This window comes from Seonamhaeicola sp. (assembly GCF_028281565.1).
GTDB lineage: Bacteria > Bacteroidota > Bacteroidia > Flavobacteriales > Flavobacteriaceae > Seonamhaeicola.
Window position 1 is genome coordinate 1 of record NZ_JANQJQ010000045.1, and the last position, 19,097, is coordinate 19,097.

Genomic DNA, 19,097 nt, shown 5'->3' on the forward strand with positions numbered 1-19,097 from the left:
GCAGGATTTAACACCCGGTTCCTGGTATTATATTTCTGTGGATTCCTATTCCGGTTATTACGGTACTTTCACGTTATGCCTTCAGGATGCGGTGGATTATGATTTTTACGAGGGTGCTATAGATGTTACCGGAATTATTAATTCCTGTTCATCAGATGCTGTTTATGATACACGTGGAGGTTCCCCTGATAAAAATGCAGGTTCTAACTGGAATAACAGTGGTCCTAAATATAACCGTTGGTTTAAATTCCAGGCTCCGGCTAGCGGGGAAATCAATATTACCATTGATATAGGTGGCGCCCAGGGAAGCAATAGAAGAACACAATTGGCTTTGTGGGAGTCAGACGGGGTAACCGAGTTATCCAGTAAAAGATATATTAGCACCTATGATGATGTTGCTTTGGGATCTCTGGATGTGATTCCCGGTTCCTGGTACTATATTTCTGTGGATTCCTATTCCGGTTATTACGGTACCTTCACTTTATGTCTTCAGGATGTTTTTGATGGTGATAGCGATTTTGATGGTATTACCGACAGTGTTGATGTAGATGATGATAATGATGGTATTACTGATTATATTGAATGTAAAAACCTTTTGGTAGATAGTGGTTTTAATAATGCTTCAGGGCTGAATTACGGAAACAATATCGGTGTAGATATTTCACCATGGATTCTTGGTGGAGGAGACCAGGCTAATATAGTAAAAGTTGATGGCGCAGGAGGCTATGATTACCAGAATGGCGGTCCGTTTGAAGATGCCAATATATTAACAGGTGACGGCGAAGATCAATACTATCTTGACATAGACTCTGGCTCCAATGATTTTTACCAGGCCATAGTTATTGGTAATGATGCTAAACTTAAGTATGGAGGGTATTTTTCTTCTCGCGATGGTTTAACCGGGACAGCCCAATTACGTATTTATACAGGTAGTTCAGGTACGGCAGGAACGTTGGTTGCCGATAGTGGTACATTCTCAATAACCCCAACCGGAGGTGATTCGGAAAACACACCCTGGAAATTAGTTGAGGATACCGTTATTGTTACAGCAGGAACCTATTCTTTTGTTGTAACTATGGATAATCATATGAATTTTGATGAAGGTTTTGCAAGTGCCTGTGAAGATTTGGACGCTGATGGTATATATGATTATCTCGATATAGATAGTGACAATGATGGGATACCTGATAATATTGAAGGACAATCTACTTTAGGATATATACTGCCAAGTGGAACTGTAAATACATCAGGTTCTTATATGGGTTTATGGAATAACTACGGTACCGGAATAACACCGGTAGATACAGATTCCGATACAACGGAAGATTATAAAGACCTGGATAGTGACAACGACGGTAAAAATGATATAGAGGAAAATGGCATGGCAAATGCCATTACTTCAATTGATGACGATAAGGATGGGTTAGATAATGCTTTCGAGACCAATGGTACAAATGACGCAAGTTTAGATGTTAACGAAGATATAGAAGATCCGTCAGATTTGTCAATTCTTCCGGATGAGGATTCCGATGTTAATTCAGGAGGCGATTTAGATTATCGTGATTTGGCTCCGGTGGTGGCGTATCCATCATCAGCAGCCGTAGATTTTGATGGAGTAGACGATTATTTAAATGGCAATAGTGTTTTAGAAGGTTTAGGAAACATTACCATTATGGCCTGGATTAAAGTTGATGCGGAAAATGCAGAGGCTTCAAAAACAACGATAGTGGGTGAAGATACAGCCTGTAGATTATATATGGAAGGAGGAAATGAAGTTAAGTTTAGCATTAGAACATCGGCCGGAATATCAAATAGTGTAAGTGCCGGGACTATAAATTATGGAGAATGGCATCATGTAGCAGGTGTGTTTTCTTCAACCGCAGGAAAGCAAATTATTTATCTTGATGGCGAAGTTATTACCGCGGATACCAATGAAAATCAAATAGAAGCAACTATTGACCCGTCTTCTGATTGGACCGGAGACTTTGAAGTGGGGCGTAAATCAAGTTCTGTAGGAGACCCGGAATATTTTAATGGTGAAATAGATGAGGTAAGAGTCTTTAATGTAGCTTTAACAGATTCTCAAATCCAAACCATGATATATCAGGAAATTGAGAATAATTCCGGAAATGTCAGGGGCTCTGTTATACCTAAAGATATCATAGATTTTGATACTAAAGCCACCATATCATGGAGTAGTTTACTGGCCTATTACCCGATGACAGATATAGCATCAAATCAGGTGTCAGACTATTCTCAAAATAACAACACCTTAACAATGCATAACATTACGACCGTTCAGGAACAAACAGCACCTATGCCATATAAAACCACTGGCAATGGTACCTGGAGTTTAGAAGGCGCCTGGCAATATGGAAGTGTTTGGGATATTGAAGGTGTTCCCAGTACCAGGGAATGGTGTATTGTTAAAATTGAAAGCGATGTAACCATTTCCACTTCAATTTCAACTTATGGATTAATTATAGATAGTGGTAAAACGCTGACTATAAATGGCAATAATTTAGTTAAAAATACAGGGTATTTTGAACTTAACGGGACCTTAGACCTGATGAATGATTCCCAGTTAATTCAAACAAAAACCAGTGATTTGGTCACATCAGCTGATGGAAAAACTCTAAGACGACAGGAAGGGACCGCCAACCCCTTTTGGTATAATTACTGGTCCTCGCCTATAGGTACTACAGGCGTTACAACACTAACCGATAACAATGCAGCTACCAATAATCCTAATAATACACCGTTTAGGTTGAACATGTTAAAAGATGAATCAGGGTTTGATTGCCAGTTTACATCGGCCTATACAGCAAGTGGTAATATTGGCACGTATTGGTTGTATACATTCATGAACGGCGTTACCTATTGGGATTGGGACCAACTGTCAACAACAGCTGATCTAAGCCCGGGTATTGGTTACACCCAAAAAGGAACAGGCAATGTAGGTGCAGATCAACAATATATTTTTCAGGGGAAACCAAACAACGGAACCATTTTGGTAAGTGTCACCGATGTAGGAGGGGCAGGCTCTGTAGCAGACGTTTCTAAAACAGATTATCTGTTAGGAAACCCTTATCCATCGGCATTAGACATTCATAAATTCATTGATGATAATGTGGGTGTCATAGATGGGACCATCCAACTTTGGCAACAATGGAGCGGAAGTTCTCATAATTTAAATGAGTATAACGGTGGTTATGCCCAGGTGAATAAATTAGGGGCCACAAGAGCCTATCAATTCGTAGGAATCAGTGGCGCTAACAATGGCTCACAAGACGGTACACTGGTACCCTCCAGGTATCTACCCATCGGGCAGGGATTCATCACGGAAATTATTGCCGATGGCCATGTGGAATTTAACAACGGACAACGGGTGTTTATTTTAGAAGATGATGCTGACGGTACTTACAACAACGGTTCTGTGTTCTTTAAGAATACTAAAAGTAAATCGAAAACAGCTTCCGTTGCAGCAAAAACTACCTCTGAAGAGGAACATCCTTTTAAAAAGATCCGTTTGGAGTTTAGTACCGTGACGGGGCCGGACACCCGGAGAGAGTTGCTTTTAGGATTTAGTGATTTAACAACGGATGGTTACAATTATGGTTATGATTCTGAGTGCGACGAAATTAATAACAACGACCTAAACCTGAATTTAGAAGGGCAGAATATGAACATCAAGGCCTATGGTGAATTGACACCGGAAAAAGTGGTGCCATTAAACTTTAAATCCTCAGGAAACAATTCATTTGAAATAAGGATTACCGATTTAGAAAATATTGAAGACACCGAAGAGATTTACTTAAAAGATAACCTAACAGGTACCTATTTCGATTTAAAACCCGGAACCCCTTATGGTTTTTCATCAGAACAGGGGAAATTCAATGAACGGTTTGAGATAGTTTTTCAATCACAACAACAATCCTTAGGTATTGAAGAAGCCCGTCATGAGGAAAACTTTATATATTATTTGAACAAACAAAGAAGGCTCTATGCAAAGAAATTAAGTGCTTCGGTAAAGAGGCTGTCTTTAATAAGTATGACAGGACAAACAGTTATGGAACTTCAGGATGTTTCGGATAATGCTTTAAGTAATGGTATTGAAATACCGCGAATTTCCATAGGAACCTATGTGGCTTGCTTTAGAACAGACGATAACCAGGTATTCACCAAGAAAATAATAGTCAATTAATCAATCCAAACACTAAAAAACCCGGAATGTATTATTCCGGCTTTTTTTATGCTTAAAAATTACCCATTTCAGGATAAATTCTTAAATTCGCAACCTTATAAGATTTAAGCGTAAATGAGTAGCAAATTTCCTGAATATAAAGGACTTGACTTGCCAAATGTAGCTGGTGAAATACTACAATACTGGCAAGAAAACAACATTTTTGAAAAAAGCATTACCTCCAGGGAAGGGCAGGAATCTTTTGTGTTTTTTGAGGGGCCGCCTTCTGCAAACGGATTGCCTGGGATCCATCATGTCATGGCACGTGCTATCAAAGATATTTTCTGCCGCTATAAAACGCAAAAAGGCTACCAGGTAAAGCGTAAAGCAGGCTGGGATACTCATGGTTTGCCTATTGAATTGGGTGTAGAAAAAGAACTAGGCATTACCAAAGAAGATATTGGAAAAACCATTACAGTTGAAGATTATAACGCTGCCTGTAAAAAAGCGGTGATGCGTTACACAGGTGTTTGGAATGACCTGACTGAAAAAATGGGCTATTGGGTAGATATGGACGATCCGTACATTACCTATGAGCCTAAATATATGGAAAGTGTCTGGTGGCTGTTAAAGCAGATATATGATAAGAATTTGCTTTATAAAGGCTATACTATCCAGCCCTATTCACCTAAGGCAGGAACAGGGTTGAGCTCCCATGAGCTGAACCAACCGGGAACCTATCAGGATGTGACTGACACTACGGTTGTGGCTCAGTTTAAAGCGCATACGGATTCTTTACCAGAATTTTTACAAAGCGAAGGAGACATTCACTTTTTGGCCTGGACTACCACACCATGGACATTACCAAGTAATACCGCACTTACTGTGGGGCCTAAAATAGATTATGTATTAGTTGAAACGTATAATCAATATACGTTTGAACCTACTAAGGTCATTTTAGGAAAGCCGTTAGTGGCAAAACAATTTGCAGGGAAGTTTACACAGGTTGAAGACCAATCGGAATTATCAGATTATAGTGCCGGAGACAAAAAGATTCCTTTTTATGTTGCAAAAGAATTTAAAGGAGCAGATTTAGTGGGTATTAGATATGAGCAGTTATTACCATACGCCTTACCGAATGATAACCCGGAGCATGCGTTTAGGGTTATTTCCGGGGATTTTGTAACCACAGAAGACGGTACCGGTATAGTGCACACAGCACCGACGTTTGGAGCCGATGATGCCTTGGTGGCTAAACAAGCTAAGCCGGAAGTACCGCCTATGTTGGTTCCTGTTTTGGAAAGTAATGAAGATTTCTTGGACAACCTTTATGAATCAGAAGTTCCTATTACTACAGTTTCAGGAAGTGCTTTTACAGAAATTTTCATTCAAAAAGAAGATTACTTAATAAATACTTATGAAGAAGATGGCAAAGAATATTTGCTAAAATTATTCCATGAGATTAAAAATAATTTGAAAAACTTTGAAATTAATTCAGCCAAGTCGTCAATCCGAGAAAATATTCAAAGAGATACACTAAGAGAATTGATAGGTGATTCATGGGAAGAAGCTAGGAAAGGCAATTTAGTGCCGCTTGTTGATTTACAGGGACGTTTCCGTCCGGAAATGAAAGAACTGGCAGGCAAGTATGTGAAGAACGAATATTATGATGATGGCGAAGCACCGGAACGTTCGGTAGATGTTGAAATCGCCATCAAATTAAAAGAGGAGAACAAAGCCTTTAAGGTTGAAAAATATAAGCACAGCTATCCGAATTGCTGGCGTACTGATAAGCCAATTCTTTACTATCCGTTAGATTCCTGGTTTATCAAAGTGACTGATGTTAAGGACCGCATGCATGAACTTAACCAGTCCATTAACTGGAAGCCAAAAAGTACCGGTGAAGGCCGTTTTGGTAACTGGTTGGCAAACGCCAATGACTGGAATTTATCCCGTTCACGTTATTGGGGTATCCCGTTACCAATATGGAGGACTGAAGACGGTAAAGAAGCCTTATGCATTGGTTCGGTTGAAGAGCTTAAAGCTGAAATGCAAAAAGCAGTGGCGGCTGAGGTTCTCGAAGCCGATATTTTTGCCGATTTTGAAGTTGGCAATATGAGTGATGAGAATTATGCAAAACTGGATTTACACAAAAATATTGTGGACCAGATTACATTAGTGTCGCCTTCAGGAAAGCCAATGACACGTGAAAGCGATTTAATTGATGTTTGGTTTGATTCCGGTTCTATGCCCTATGCACAGTGGCATTACCCGTTTGAAAATGCTGATTTAATTGATGAAGGTACTACCTACCCGGCAAACTTTATTGCAGAAGGTGTAGACCAGACGCGTGGTTGGTTTTATACCCTGCACGCTATAGGTACCATGGTATTCGATTCTGTGGCTTACAAAAACGTCGTATCAAATGGGTTGGTATTAGATAAGAGCGGGCAAAAAATGTCGAAGCGTTTAGGAAATGCCGTGGATCCGTTTGAAACCTTATCAAATTACGGCGCTGATGCTACGCGTTGGTACATGATTTCAAACGCCAATCCCTGGGATAATCTAAAGTTTGATTTGGAAGGTGTTGAAGAAGTTAAGCGTAAATTCTTCGGAACACTGTATAATACCTATTCGTTCTTTTCATTATATACCAACTTAGACAGATTTGATTATTCCGAAGCAGATATTCCAATTGCCGAAAGGCCGGAATTGGATAGATGGATTCTTTCGGAATTACATACCCTTATTCAAAAGGTGGACGACTATTATGCCGATTATGAACCTACCAAAGCAGCCAGGGCGATATCGGATTTCACTCAGGATTATTTAAGTAACTGGTATGTGCGTTTAAGCAGAAGGCGTTTCTGGAAAGGCGATTATCAAACGGATAAGATTTCAGCCTATCAAACTTTATATACCTGTATGGTAACCATTGCTAAGTTGGGCGCACCAATAGCTCCTTTCTTTATGGATAAGTTGTATCTGGATTTGAATTCAGTTACCAAAAAAGAAACGTTTGAAAGTGTTCACCTGGCGGATTTCCCGGTTTTTGACGACAGTTTTGTTGATAAACCCCTGGAACGAAAAATGGAGAATGCACAGACAATATCGTCGTTAGTTTTGTCGTTAAGGGCTAAAGAGAAGATCAAGGTGCGTCAACCGCTTCAAAAAATAATGATCCCGGTTGATGGTAAGCAACAAAAAGAAGAAATATTGGCAGTTTCAGATCTGATAAAACACGAAGTTAATGTAAAAGAAATAGAGCTTTTAGAAGACGCTTCCGATATTTTGGTAAAACAAATAAAGCCCAATTTCAAGGTTTTGGGGCCTCGATTTGAAAAGGATATGAAACTCATTGCGAATGCTGTCAGACAGTTTGATGCCGATGATATTAAAAAAATTGAACAAACTGGTGAAATAGGGGTTGATATTAATGGAAAAAATGTTACTTTAGGGCTTGAAGATGTAGAAATTACATCTCAAGATATCGAAGGCTGGTTGGTTGCCAATGAAGGCGCTTTAACAGTCGCCCTTGATGTTACCATCTCTGATGATTTGCGTAGTGAAGGAATTGCGAGAGAACTTATCAATAGAATTCAAAATTTACGTAAAGATTCAGGGTTTGAAGTCACAGACAGAATTGATGTGAAACTTCAAAAAGATGATCATATAGTAAATGCTATAGATTCAAACATGGCTTATATAAAAACGGAAACGTTGGCAGATGAGCTTGAAATAATTGACAAATTAGATAACGGTATTGAGATTGCTTTTGATGATGTAAATACCAAATTGTTTATTCAAAAACATTAAAATTATGGGAACGGCAAATGTAAGATATTCAGATGCAGAATTGGCAGAATTCAAAAAGTTGATTCAGGAAAAAATAGATAAAGCACAACATGATTTAGAACTTATTAAAAGTGCCTATATGAACGATCATAATAATGGTACGGAAGATACGGCACCTACGTTCAAAGCCTTTGATGAAGGGAGTGAAGTGATGAGTAAAGAATCTAATTCGCAATTGGCTATCCGCCAGGAGAAGTTTATTCGCGATTTAAAAAACGCTTTGATCCGTATTGAGAATAAAACCTATGGGGTGTGCCGTGTTACCGGTAAACTGATCAATAAAAAACGATTAGAATTAGTACCGCATGCTACTTTAAGTATAGAAGCTAAAAACATGCAGAAATAATTTATCCCATATAAAAAAGGGACCTCATGATATAGAACGCCAATCTTGATTATATGAAGAAAGGCGTTTTTTTATTTTAGTTATTGTTTCATCATAATTCTAAATTCGTAAATCGTAATTCAGTTAGTGCCGCTTAAAAAATCCATCATATTAATCACCATTGTTTTACTTATTGATCAGGTAAGTAAAATATATATTAAAACCCATTTTCAACTTCAGGAAAGTGTTACCGTTTTTAGTTGGTTTCAAATATATTTTATTGAAAATGATGGTATGGCCTGGGGGACAAAAATTAGTGACTTCATCCCCTTTATAAGTGATACAGCAGCCAAAATAGCCTTAACCCTGTTTAGAATTGTAGCCATTTGCGGTATTGGTTATTGGTTATACGATGTGACCAGAAAAAGCAAGCCCAGGGTGTTAATATTGGCTATTGCTTTAATTTTTGCCGGAGCTTTGGGAAATATTATAGATTCTGTTTTTTATGGTGTTTTTTTCAGTGATAGTGCTATTGATGTTGCCTCTTTTTTACCCGAAGAAGGCGGTTATGCCGGTTTACTTCACGGCAAAGTGGTCGATATGCTGTATTTCCCTTTATGGAAAGGCTATTTGCCTGAATGGTTGCCTTTTTTTGGGGGTAAATATTTCACGTTTTTTGAACCCGTTTTTAATATTGCCGATGTAGCTATTAGTACCGGTTTTGTGATGCTTATTGTGTTCAATAAAAAAGCTTTTCCTAAAGAAAAAATAGCAGATAGTTAATCCTTATTTTTTCAACATCAAAAGAGAAAGTTCATCATTAGAATTTAATAAGATTACATGAGGACTACCTTTTATGTCAATGCGCTCAATGGCTTTGACTTCGTTATTAGTCAATATATTGTTTAACGTTAAAGTTTTAAAACTATCGGAGTCCCTGGTTAAAACATACCCTTTTGAGGCGTCATAGCGAATAGTTTCCACTTCGGAATCATAAACGCCTCCAACCCCAATAACTTCAGGAGTATTGTCGTTATTGATATCTAACAGTTCAAAATCTAATGTTGGCGCAAATTGTGCCGCGTTTGGTAATTTGTTAAATTTAAAATGGCCATTGTCATTTAAAATAAGGTATGAACTAAAAGTTGCAGCCTGCAAATGCAGTGCGCCTTCAATTTTCTCTTCACCATATACCTCAAAAATATTGGAATTGGCGAACTCTTTATACGTCGCAATTTTCTCTTTTAAAAAGGGGGTTTGTTCAGAAGAACATTCCTTACCTCTTGTAGGGAATAGTTCTCCCCCATATTCTTTACTCAAAGCAATATCATAGCTTTCATTTGTATCAAAATTGTTGGCATATATATGTAAAGGAGATGCCTCTGTTGGGTGAAATTTGTTGTTTTCACCAAAGTTGCCAACAAGATAATCTTCATCGCCATCACCATCAAAATCTGAAGCTTTAATGCTTTGAAACCATCCTGTTTTGCTATTGTTGGATGACATGGTTTCTTCAGTGTAAATTCCATTGTCATTATTAAAGAACATAACAGGCATCCATTCACCTGCCAGGATTAGATCTTTGTCGCCATCCGAGTCGTAATCCGAAAAAATGGCATCGTTAATCAATCCGGTAAATTTGGCTTCCTTAGCACGTTCATCAATAACATTGACAAAATTACCATTTCTGTTTTCCAATAAATAAGAAGGGGGTATTTGCGGATATTTGCCCGGGATAACACGCCCTCCTACAAATAGGTCATTATCGCCGTCACCATCAAAATCATCTACCGCAATGGCTTTGGTAACCGTTAACATTTTAGGTAATTTTCCCTTAGAAAAATTCCCTTTTCCATCGTTAATGTATAACCGGTCTTGAAGTAATATACTATTTTCCGGTTGACTATAATTGCCGGATGCAATATAAAGGTCAAGATCCTTGTCGTTATCCGCATCAAAAAACAGAGCATTATTATCATTATACTTTCTGTCTTTCAGAAAAGCGGATTGACTGGTTTTAGTAAAACTTCCGTCCCTGTTTTGTACATATAATTCCGCCGGGTGACCGGAAGTATTGCCAATAAAAATATCTTGTAAACCATCATTGTTAACATCTGCTACAGTTAAAGGGTTATCAATAGTTGATTGTTTTTGAGGCAACAGTAATTGTAATTTGTAATCATCAAAATCAACAGCCTCATGTTTATAACTAATACCCAGCTCTGAGGCTTTTACGTTTTTAAAAATTGATGACTTTCCGGTTTTAGTTGCTTTTGGATTCTTAGCTCCCGAATACGATATTTTCAGAGTTTTATTGGCTTTTATGTTTTTGAAAACCTGAACTTTATTGTCACTCCAAATAACTTTTAAGCTATCAATTGTTTCAAAGTCCCCCAAGCCAAAGATCAACCTGTAATCCACCGAAGATTGGTACCCTCTTGTTGGATAAACCTCTTTTAGCTGCTTAAGGTCATCGGCAAATATTTCAACCTTAGTTCCTATGGCCTTTATATTTTTTTCAGGACCTTTCAAGGCTACTGATAGGAAGTTGCCGTTAGTATTATTTCTGTAAATCGAAGCCATATCAGATTGATTATTCAAAACCAAATCCAAATCACCATCATTATCCAAATCGGCATAAGCTGCACCATTTGAGTTAACCTTGGCATTAAAGCCAAAGTCATTGGAAACATTCTTAAAAGTATAATCGGTGTTATTTAAGAACATATAATTGGCAAGTTTAGTTGAGGGCATCATGCCAATTGCTTCATCCAGGCTCACCTTTTTTTTGTTAACAATATTTTCCCGCATCTTATTTCTAAAATCCTGATTAGATAAATCATGCTCAATACCGTTTGTTACAAACAGGTCGTTATAACCGTCATTATTAAAATCGGCAACTAAGGGAGCCCAACTCCAGTCAGTTTTAGCGATCCCGGAAAATTGACTTATCTCACTATACAGTCCCTGATCATTGTTGAGTTGTAGCATGTTAGACATATACTGATAGTGGTAGCCTTCAGCGACCATATAATTGAAATCTTCAGTACTCATGGTGGCCATATTTTCTTTACTTCGCTTTCTGTCTGCAGCCAACATATCAAGAACTACCAGATCCGGGAGTAGGTCGTTATTTATGTCTGCAAAGTCCGATCCCATACTGTTGGTGGGGATATGCTTAAAACGCGTTAATATTTCGTCGGTAAAAGTGCCATTTTTATTATTGATATATAGAAGATCAGGCTCCCAGAAATCGTTTGCTACATAAATATCCGGCCAGGAATCATTATTAAAATCACCAATAGAGGCACTTAATCCCCAGGCTTTGTTGGCCACACCTGCATTACGGGTAATATTAAAAAAGCGACCATTTTCATTTCTGAGCAAAAGATCGGATCCTTTCAAGGTTAACTGTTTAATTTTTTGAGATGTAACGGCGTTACTGTTATTAAAATCTTCTCTGTGATTTACCAAATACATGTCTAAATCACCATCCTTATCAAAATCAAAAAAGTATCCCTGAACCGAAAAATCACTTAAGTTAAGACGGTATTTAGCTCCTTCTTCTTTGAATGTGTTGTTTTTCTGATTGATATAAAGCTTATTTCGTCTTAGGAGGTGATCTTTAAGAGCTCCCGATTTGCAAACGTAAATATCCAGCCAGCCATCATTATTTATATCAACCATTGAAACTCCTGTAGACCATCCGGTATCATCTTTCACCCCTGCAGTTTCTGTAATATCTTCAAAAACAAAATCTCCTTTATTTAAATACAGTTTATTAGAATTCTGATTTGAAGTAAAGTAAATATCTTCAAGGCCATCATTATTAATATCGCCAATGGCAACGCCTCCTCCGTTATATATGTAGGTATAGTTTAAGAAATTAAAATACAAATCTTCCTTAACCGTATTTTTAAAAGTCACGTTGGAATGGCTTTCCGGTATAAGCGTAAATGGGGTATTTTTTCCATCGTCATAAACGTTTTTATTGCTTTTTTCAGTGCAACTTGAACCTATGATGAGTAAAAAAAACAATAATGCGTTAATAAATGTTTTTAAAGTCATGCCTTTTGATAAAATTGGTACTTTTCGTTCTTAAATAAAGATGGAGACAATATACTAAATAATTAAGGTTGATACTTTTAATTTCTACTTAAAAGCCTGTTTATAACTAGTAAGTATTTTTCTACCTAAAGTGTATTGGCTATATTTAGCTTCTCAATCCAAATAATCCATTGATGCCATTTAAAATTCTTCTCTCGGTTTTAGTTCTATCATTTTTTAGTTTCAATAAGCTTTATACCCAAAATACGTTTGACATTGTTTTCCCGCAAAGCAATAGAAACCAGGTTTGCCAGCAATGCACTAATATATTCAGGCAAAAGCCTAAAGAAGTTAAATTTTCTATTGAAAGAGAGCAGTCTAATTTATACTTCAGAATAAATGATAAAAAATGGTTCAATCTGCTGTTCAAAAATTCCGGTGACGGTATTGCTATTGACGTAGTACTAAAAACCAGGTACGATTGTGAAGAGACGGCAGACCGTACTCAAATAAAAGGCTTGTTGCTTAAGCCGGTTTACGGACCCAAATTGAGAAATATGCTAAAACCGGTTGGAGATAATATATATAGAGTCCATGTTGGAAGATTGCCCGATACTTTTTTGAATGACGAATTGGAATACAACATCCTGTTTTTAAGTAATAAGAATATGTGCAGGTACCAGGTAATCTATAACCTGGAATCTTATCCCTGGGAATTGCTGGATATGGGGATGTATTTAGATTCGTTAACCTATAATACCAAGCAAATAAGACCGAGCTCTAATGAAGGCTATATTCTTAAAAACAAAACCTTAAAGTTTACTATTCCTTTTGAAAAAAATAAATCAGAGTATTCACAGGAAGATATCAAGCCTATTTATGATTCATTACACTTAACGGATTTTAATATAAAAAGCATAAAGATCAAAGCGTATGCATCGGTTGAAGGCAGTTTGGAACGCAATGTGGAATTACAGGAACAACGCGCCGGTACCATTGCTGAAGCATTACAAGCCTTTCAAAAGCCAACGATTAAAACGGAGATTTCCTCGTCCGAAAACTGGGTAGAGTTTTTAAACGATATTGAAGACACCAAGTATAGCCATTTAGGGGGGCTTAATAAAAATGATATCAAGGCGAAATTAGTGGGAGCACTTTCAAAAGAGATGGAACCTATTTTAAAGCATCACAGAAAAGCGCTTTTGGAATTGGGTTTGGAAAAGAAGGACAAGTATAAAGGGATGTCTGCCAATGAACTGCTTTTAAAGTTTAATGATGCTATAAGCAAAGAGGAATTAGATGTTGCTAATGAGATTCAGAATTCCATTTTTGAAAAACTAAAAGGGAAAGAAATATCCCCGGATTTTCTCAGAAAGATGAACATTCCCAGGCAGGTAAAATTTGCTAAAATATTTAATAAGAATGCTGCTTTTAGGTATATGCTAAATGTCAGGCAGGCTTTGATTGTTTATAACGAACTGCAGGAACTTGAAAAGATAGTACCCAAAAATGGTGAGGTTAAATACAATATCACTGCTATAAAGATCAGGCTGTGGCGATTTAAAGCCATCGAAGTCAATGAAACCAAGCTCAAAAACCAGATTTACGGATTGAAGCATTACGGTATTGATGCCTCACTTATTTCAAGGATGATGGTAAATTTCCACATCATTAAAGCCGAAAATTTAATGCGAAAACGGGACTATTCGGGGAAAGATGCATCGGTGTCTTATATCAACAAGAATTATAATAAATTCTCATTGTCTGACTATGACTATTTAAGTTTAGCACAATTCTTCAGCTATTATGCCAATACGGATATGGCCGTTACGCTTTTAGAAGAAAAAGCCAAAAGCATTGCTATAGATGAAGACCTACTGTTCTATTATTTAAACCTCACACTAATTAATGACGATCTCACATACCAAACCGATTACAGAACCATCATGTTAAACGCCATTAACATTAACAAAGCACGCTATTGCAAATTGTTTAATGCAGTTGAAAAAGGCGGGGTGACGTTCCAGTTGTTGGAAAATGAGTATTTAAAGGAAACTTATTGTGAGAATTGTGAGGAGCATTAGAAATGGATTAAAATCTGTAAACTTCCTCCGGTGTCACACAAAAATCCAGCTTTATATCGCTCTCAAAAACATTGGTGATTTGTTCTTCAGCCTCAAAAAAGGATACCCCTATTTTAATGGTTTCCGGTTTACAGTTAGCTAAGAATCTATCATAAAACCCTTTGCCATAGCCCACTCTGTTACCCTGTTTATCAAACGCTAAAAGCGGAATAAACACCACATCAATTTTATCGCTTGAAATTTCAATACCGTCAACCGGCTCAGGTATGTTGTAATGGTTCTTTTTGATTTTGGTGCTGTCGGTCAACAAAAAATGAGTCATGGTGCCGGTTTTAAAATCACTTTTAGAGACCAGGATATTTTTGTCTTTCCCGGAGAGTATGCTTAAAATATATTCGGTATTCACCTCTTTTTGTTCTTCTATAGCTAAAAAAATATGATAAAACGAATGGTCCCAAACAGGTAGTTTGATAAGCTGATTGGCAATTGCAATACTCAGCGTATCTATGTCGCCTAAAGACAGGTCGTTGCGCAGGGCTTTATATTTTTTTCTTAGCTCAGCTTTTGTCATAGGTAGCTTATAATTAGACCTGACAGGTTTTAAAAACCTGGCAGGTCTGTACTATTTGTCTTTGTCATTTAATTTGGTGCTAATATGAAACAGCGCATCACCCTGATATACAATTGGCGCTTCATTGACATTGATGATATGCCCGGAATTAGGCGATTTCACAAAGTAATTAAGCTTTCCGTATGGATCGGTGATATTACCTAAAAGATCCCCTTTTTGAACTTTAGAATTCAGTTTTACAGCAGGTTTAAACATACCGGAATACTTGGCTCGGATCCATTTGCTTTCCCTTATAAAAACACAAGCCTTTTTTGGTGTTGACGCCTTAAATTTAGAGTTAAGCATGCCCAGGTGTTTCAACACGCGTTTGGCGCCATTTACTCCCGAATTGGTGACGCCGTCATCAATATGAAACGATTTGCCACCTTCAAAAAGCAACAACGGTTTATTGAGCTTATAGCACGTGTTTCTGAAAGACTTATTAAGGTTTTTTGAGTATAGCACGAAAGGTGCCCCAAATATTTTTGCCAGTTGTTTTAATTCAATATCGCCTTCAACAATACGAACCTGAGGAGCGTTAAATCTACGTGAACCACCCGTGTGAAAATCCATGATATAATCTACATGAGGCAATATGTCATGGATCAATTTATAAGCAACTCTACTGGCTAAAGAGCCTTTTGGGCTTCCCGGGAAGACACGGTTAAGGTCTCTGCCATCCGGAAATTCTCTGCTAAGATTGATAAACCCGAAAATATTAATAACCGGCATGCAAATAATGGTGCCGCGTTTGGGTTTATTAATCTCTTTGGCGATAAGTTGGCGTACAATTTCCACGCCGTTAACTTCATCTCCGTGAATACCTGCTGTAAACAACACGGTTGGGCCTGTTTTTTTGGAGCGTTCTATAATCACAGGTACATTAACAGGTGTTGAGGTATGCAGGTTAGCAACATCAAAGTTCACTTCTTTGCTTTCTCCGGGAGCAATAGTTTCATTAAGAATGGTTAAGACCTTTTTTTCAGTAGCCATATATCTGTTTCTATCCGTTTTCAGACTTAACGCCTGTTTCTTTCAATGTAAGTAATAATGCTTCTGGCAATATTTTTCCCGGTGGCTTTTTCAATACCTTCCAAACCGGGTGTGGAATTAACTTCTAAAAGCAACGGTCCACGAGAGGATTGCAGCATATCCACCCCACATACCGGCAGCTTTAAAGCCCTGGAGGCTTTCATGGCCACCTTTATTTCAGCTTCACTAAGCCTTACTATTTCTGCGCTACCACCTCTATGCAGGTTTGAACGAAACTCACCTTCCCGTCCCTGGCGTTTCATAGCGCCAACCACATGGCCATCAACTACCAGAGCTCTCAGGTCGGCTCCTTTTGCTTCGGCTATATACTCTTGTACCAATGCTCTTGCTTGTAACCCGTTAAAAGCTTCCAGAACTGATTCGGCAGCATTGCGGGTTTCAGCCAAAACAACTCCCAAGCCTTGCGTGCCTTCCAACAGTTTGATGATCACCGGGGTGCCTCCAACATGAGACAGTACTTTTTCAATATCGCGTGAGTAATTAGTGAATACTGTTTTGGGCATGCCTATGCCAGCCTTAGAGAGTCGTTGGAAGCTGCGTAGTTTATCTCTGGAACGTATTATAGAATCAGATGTTACCGATGTAAAGACATTCATCATTTCAAACTGTCGCACTACAGCGCATCCAAAAAATGTAACCGAAGCTCCGATTCTTGGAATGATGGCATCCACATAATCTAAATAACGATCTTTATAGTAAATGGTGGGTTTTTCTTTCTCAATAATAAGATCACACTTAAGAGGATCTATGACCTCCATATCATGGCCTCTGTTTTCGCCCTCTTCAACAAGTCGTGCCGTAGAATATAGATTGGCGTTTCTGGAAAGAATAACGATGTTCATAGAAGTACTTAAAGTGTCTTAAGTTATAAGTGCCTAAAGTTCTTTGGTTGTTATTAACATGAATAAACTATTCGAAAATAAATATACTAAACTTTAAATACTTATAACTTTAAATTGAAAAGAATTCCTCGACGCTCTGCGTCGGGGTTTCCGTTGAAATTGTCATTCCCGTGAAAATGGGAATCTCTATGAATCATGCCAATGACTTTCAGGTTAAAATAGTTTTTCTTTTTGGTCAAATCCTAATACCTTTGATATAATGAGTGGAACGCCCTTAGATATTCAACTTAAAACCTTGCCAAACGCTCCCGGTGTGTATCAGTATTTTGATGCTGACGGAACCATTATTTATGTGGGGAAGGCCAAAAACTTAAAGAAACGGGTTAGCTCTTATTTTACCAAAACACATGATTACGGTAAAACAAGAGTATTGGTTAAAAAGATTGCCGATATTAAGCATATTGTGGTTGAAACCGAAACGGATGCCCTGTTGCTTGAGAATAACCTGATCAAGAAGCACCAACCACGGTATAATGTGATGTTGAAAGACGATAAGTCATATCCGTGGATCTGCATAAAAAAAGAACGCTTTCCCAGAGTGTTTTCAACCCGAAGGGTTTTTAAAGGCGGAGGTGAGTACTTTGGGCCTTATACCAGTGTAAAAACAGTTTCAACACTGTTAGATCTGATAAAAGGCCTGTATCCACTACGCACTTGCAACTATCATTTATCCGATGAGAAAATTAAAGCGGGTAAATACAAAGTTTGTTTGGAATATCACTTAGGCAATTGCAAAGGTGCCTGTGAAGGTAAAGAGACTGAAGCCGAATACAATGAAAATATAAAGGCCATCAGGCAAATCTTAAAAGGGAATTTTAAAGATTCTTTGCAGCAATTCAAAAGACAGATGAAGCAATTTGCCGAGTCGATGCAGTTTGAGGATGCCCAAAGAATTAAAGAAAAGATAGAAGTCCTCGAGAATTATCAGGCACGTTCTACTATTGTAAACCCAAAGATCAGCAATGTAGATGTCTTCTCTATTATGAGTGATGAAACCTATGGCTATGTGAATTTTTTGCAGTTGTCTTATGGGTCCATTATCAGGTCGCATACCTTGGAAATAAAAAAGAAATTAGACGAAACCGATAAACAATTACTGGAATTAGCCATTACCGAGATCAGGCAGCGCTTCCACTCCAATTCCAAAGAAATTTATGTGCCGTTTGAGGTGAATTTGGGTGAAAATATAAAAGTGACCATACCAAAACTGGGAGATAAAAAACACATATTAGATTTATCGCTCCGCAATGCGAAATATTATAGAATGGAGCGTTTCAAACAGGACAAAATTGTAGACCCTGACAGGCATGCCAACAGAATTATGGCACAAATGAAAGCCGATTTACGTCTGTCTGAAGAACCAAGGCATATTGAATGTTTTGATAATTCAAACATTCAGGGAACCAATCCGGTAGCAGCCTGTGTGGTTTTTAAGAACGGAAAACCCAGTAAAAAGGATTACCGTCATTTCAATATAAAAACGGTGGAAGGGCCGGATGATTTTGCCTCCATGGAAGAAGTTGTGCTTAGAAGGTATAAAAGATTACTTGATGAGGCGCAACCTTTACCACATTTAATCATCATAGATGGGGGGAAGGGGCAATTATCATCGGCTTTAAAAAGCCTGGATGTTTTAGGGTTAAGAGGAAAAATAGCCATTATAGGCATAGCCAAACGTTTAGAGGAGTTGTATTACCCGAATGATCCAATTCCCCTATATTTAGATAAAAAAAGCGAAACGTTGAAGATCATTCAACAGTTGCGTAACGAAGCACATCGCTTTGGGATTGAACATCACAGAAATAAACGCAGTAAAAGCGCGTTAAATACTGAATTGGAAACCATACCCGGCATTGGAGAAAAAACGGTAGTAGAGCTGTTAAAACATTTTAAGTCAGCAAAACGGGTAGCCAATGCCAAGTTGGATGAATTAGAAACAGTAATTGGGGTTTCAAGGGCCGAAAAGGTCTATAATTATTATCATGGGAAGTGATAACTTAAACATATACTTGTCATTTCAACGAAAGGAGAAATCTCA

At 37.8% G+C, this 19,097-nt stretch carries 10 protein-coding genes; 6 read left to right on the forward strand and 4 right to left on the reverse strand.

Annotated elements, in window-relative coordinates:
- The 4 genes from Q0983_RS19235 to Q0983_RS19250 all read left to right on the forward strand — a co-directional run.
- The coding region (locus Q0983_RS19235; protein WP_299556706.1) for a LamG domain-containing protein at positions 1-4,204 on the forward strand (4,204 nt) is incomplete at its 5' end.
- 114 nt (positions 4,205-4,318) lie between these two features.
- Positions 4,319-7,999 (forward strand): class I tRNA ligase family protein, encoded by a 3,681-nt coding sequence (locus tag Q0983_RS19240; protein WP_299556708.1) that lies wholly within the window; start codon positions 4,319-4,321, stop codon positions 7,997-7,999.
- A gap of 4 nt (positions 8,000-8,003) precedes the next feature.
- Positions 8,004-8,384, forward strand: a complete 381-nt coding sequence (locus Q0983_RS19245; RefSeq protein WP_299556710.1) for a TraR/DksA C4-type zinc finger protein — start codon at positions 8,004-8,006, stop codon at positions 8,382-8,384.
- A gap of 126 nt (positions 8,385-8,510) precedes the next feature.
- Positions 8,511-9,146, forward strand: a complete 636-nt coding sequence (locus Q0983_RS19250; RefSeq protein ID WP_299556712.1) for a lipoprotein signal peptidase — start codon at positions 8,511-8,513, stop codon at positions 9,144-9,146.
- 3 nt (positions 9,147-9,149) lie between these two features.
- On the opposite strand, the gene Q0983_RS19255 is transcribed toward Q0983_RS19250, so the two are convergent.
- Entirely contained in the window at positions 9,150-12,431 is a 3,282-nt protein-coding gene (locus Q0983_RS19255) for a VCBS repeat-containing protein (RefSeq protein WP_299556714.1), read from the reverse strand.
- A 173-nt stretch (positions 12,432-12,604) separates the two neighbouring features.
- On the opposite strand from Q0983_RS19255, the gene Q0983_RS19260 reads away from it, so the two are divergent.
- A complete protein-coding gene (locus Q0983_RS19260; protein WP_299556716.1) occupies positions 12,605-14,494 on the forward strand; it encodes a hypothetical protein in 1,890 nt (629 codons plus the stop codon).
- A gap of 7 nt (positions 14,495-14,501) precedes the next feature.
- Here the strand turns inward: Q0983_RS19260 and Q0983_RS19265 are convergent, their stop codons facing one another.
- From Q0983_RS19265 to rimK, 3 genes are read right to left on the reverse strand one after another with little or no spacing between them, the layout of a single operon-like run.
- The gene (locus Q0983_RS19265; RefSeq protein ID WP_299556718.1) at positions 14,502-15,065 is read right to left on the reverse strand and encodes a 5-formyltetrahydrofolate cyclo-ligase; all 564 of its coding nucleotides are present in this window, start codon (positions 15,063-15,065) and stop codon (positions 14,502-14,504) included.
- A 51-nt stretch (positions 15,066-15,116) separates the two neighbouring features.
- Positions 15,117-16,097, reverse strand: a complete 981-nt coding sequence (locus Q0983_RS19270) for a succinylglutamate desuccinylase/aspartoacylase family protein (protein WP_299556720.1) — start codon at positions 16,095-16,097, stop codon at positions 15,117-15,119.
- 26 nt (positions 16,098-16,123) lie between these two features.
- Positions 16,124-16,999, reverse strand: coding sequence for a 30S ribosomal protein S6--L-glutamate ligase (rimK, locus tag Q0983_RS19275; protein ID WP_299556722.1), 876 nt, complete (start codon positions 16,997-16,999; stop codon positions 16,124-16,126).
- 259 nt (positions 17,000-17,258) lie between these two features.
- Here rimK and uvrC point away from each other — a divergent pair, with 259 nt between their 5' ends.
- Positions 17,259-19,052, forward strand: a complete 1,794-nt coding sequence (gene uvrC / locus Q0983_RS19280; RefSeq protein WP_299556724.1) for an excinuclease ABC subunit UvrC — start codon at positions 17,259-17,261, stop codon at positions 19,050-19,052.
- Positions 19,053-19,097: the final 45 nt, after the last annotated feature.